Consider the following 2,159-nt stretch of genomic DNA (forward strand, 5'->3'; position numbering starts at 1 on the left):
TCAATTAAGTTCGTTCCCGTCCTGACGGCCGTCCACCGGACGCCCTTGTCAGGGCGCCGCTTATTTCAGCGTTAAATCTTTTCAAGCGGGGAGGCTCGATGGGCCGAAGATATCGCAAAAAAAATAACCTAGGGTCTTTAGTGTTCGATGTGGTCCAGGTCGCTGCTCGCCTCCCTTGGTGGGGAGCGTTACTGCTTGGGTCTGTTGCATATTTAATAATTGCAGTTGGCTTGGGTGGCTATCTTGAGGCGCAGCTTGCTGCGCAAGAGGGTAGCCGCTACTACGCGATGATCGAAGCCCGGTACGGTCGATTCATGTGGCTTGCGACTTGGGTTGGCAATGCTTGTTTCCTAGCGGGCCTTTTTTTCGCCATTCGCAATTACTTTTTCGGCTCAAACGCTCAGCGAATTCAAAAGGGCGGCGTCAGCGTTCTAGCCAAACTGCTGGGACGTAATATTGACTAAGAGATTTAACCAAGCGGTCAACCGGACGCCAAAAGCGTACCGCTTTTGGTTCCCTCCGCTGCGCTCCGGCGCCGGTTACCTTCGCGTTACAAGGCCAACTGAAAGGGAGTTCAAGTGGTTACCTGCTACCTAAAGTACGTCATAGATCCCTACAAAGCCGCCGAGTTCGAGCGCTACTCGAAAATGTGGATACCTTTGGTCCAGAAATTGGGCGGTCAGCACCATGGGTATTTCTTGCCTTCCGAGGGAGCCAACAACATCGCCATCGCACTATTCACTTTCGAGTCTCTGGCAGCCTATGAAAAATATCGTGAGGTTTCGTTCCAGGACTCAGATTGCCAGGCCGCATTCAAATACGCCGAAGAAACTCGTTGTGTACTAAGCTGTGAGCGCAGTTTTATGAGGCCGGTCTTTGAGTAAGCTTGTAACAAGGCAATCAAATTCGTTCCGGCCTACGGCCTCCACCGGACGCCCTTGTCAGGGCGCCGTTTATTGCTGGCGTTATGAGTTAATGGTGAGAGTTCATGGAGAGTAGTTGGCAGTTCGCACTCGCTGTATTGGCTTTGCTTAATTATGCCTTGGCATTCATAGTTTCCATCGAAGTAGCCTCACGCGACCTGCTGACAGTCGGCCAAAAATTCAGCTGGGCCGCAGTCGCTTGGTTAATACCGCTGGTTGGTCCAATCCTAGCACATCGCCATCTCAAAATTGGTTGGGCAAAAGGTAATGGCAGTGGCGGAAATTCAATGGTTCCGCCTGGTGACGGGGGTTCATGCTAGTGCAAACTCATAACAAGTGGCTGTTGTCGGACGCGCCTGCGCTGGCGCTCCGGCACGCCGCAAAGCCAAGCGTTATACACAAGGAATATTCATAGGTCATGGCAAGGAATCGCGGCCAAGGTGGGCCAATTGAGTCAAGGTTGATCAGCCTTTTCGCATCGCTGTTTTTCTCAATCCCAACGGCAGCCTTCGTTTGGTTCTGGGTCAATCTGGAGTTGGCTGTTTACTGGGATGGTTTTCTCAGCAGTCGTTACCTCATTTCCTGTATCTTGGTTTTTGCTGTGTTGGCGTTGCTGTTCCCGCGACTTTTTCCGTCTATTCTCGGAGGTATCTGGCGCGGTATAGCCAAGGTTTGGAGCTGGTGGGAGTGGTAGTCTTATGTATAACCAATCGTTCAAGTGCGCTACTGGCCTGACGGCCGTCCGCCGGACGCCTACTACGCTGCGCTCCGTTGGCGCCGCTTAACATTCAGCGTTATGTGGGTATAGCCAATGCCGCTATCTGATTTGACAGAAGCTGAGTTGAAAATCGTTCAGCAATGTTTGGATGCCGCCGCTGACGGTAAATTCTTCGAGGATTGGGAATTTCACACCCTTTTCGGTGTTGATCGTGAAATTGTTCGTCAGGTAGCAAAACAGTTCCCCTTCGTTGATGAGTTTGATGAAAGCGAGGGTGGTAATGACGACTCTTGGTTGGTAATCAACAATACCTTTGCCAACCTCATTTTCTATCCGCATCGCAAAGATGCAGAGCTTGCCCAGTGGGTTACAGCTTCAAAGGGCCAAGTGGAGGAGGTTTTCAGAAAATGGCGGGGGTGAGTTCACATAACCAGTGCAGGCACGGCGACGCATACTACATTGCGCCTTCGGCTGCATTTCGTAGGCGCGCATGCTGCAAGCGTTAAAAATCGGAGGGA

The 2,159-nt window shown here is 51.6% G+C and carries 3 protein-coding genes; all 3 read left to right on the forward strand.

Translation table 11 applies throughout. The features are described 5' to 3' along the window. The first annotated feature begins 98 nt into the window (after positions 1-98). The gene (locus tag DS878_RS00005; protein WP_113813898.1) at positions 99-464 is read left to right on the forward strand and encodes a hypothetical protein; all 366 of its coding nucleotides are present in this window, start codon (positions 99-101) and stop codon (positions 462-464) included. A gap of 114 nt (positions 465-578) precedes the next feature. Next, positions 579-884: an NIPSNAP family protein gene (locus DS878_RS00010; protein ID WP_113813899.1), complete on the forward strand. Its 306-nt coding sequence runs from the start codon at positions 579-581 to the stop codon at positions 882-884. Positions 885-1,734: 850 nt separating this feature from the next. Next, a complete protein-coding gene (locus DS878_RS00020; protein WP_113813901.1) occupies positions 1,735-2,061 on the forward strand; it encodes a hypothetical protein in 327 nt (108 codons plus the stop codon). Positions 2,062-2,159 lie beyond the last annotated feature (98 nt).

This window comes from Marinobacter sp. F3R11 (assembly GCF_003318275.1).
GTDB lineage: Bacteria > Pseudomonadota > Gammaproteobacteria > Pseudomonadales > Oleiphilaceae > Marinobacter.

Coding starts and splice junctions, on each gene's coding strand:
- DS878_RS00005 (WP_113813898.1), top strand. CDS start 99: ATGGGCCGAAGATATCGCAAAAAAAATAACCTAGGGTCTTTAGTGTTC.
- DS878_RS00020 (WP_113813901.1), top strand. CDS start 1,735: ATGCCGCTATCTGATTTGACAGAAGCTGAGTTGAAAATCGTTCAGCAA.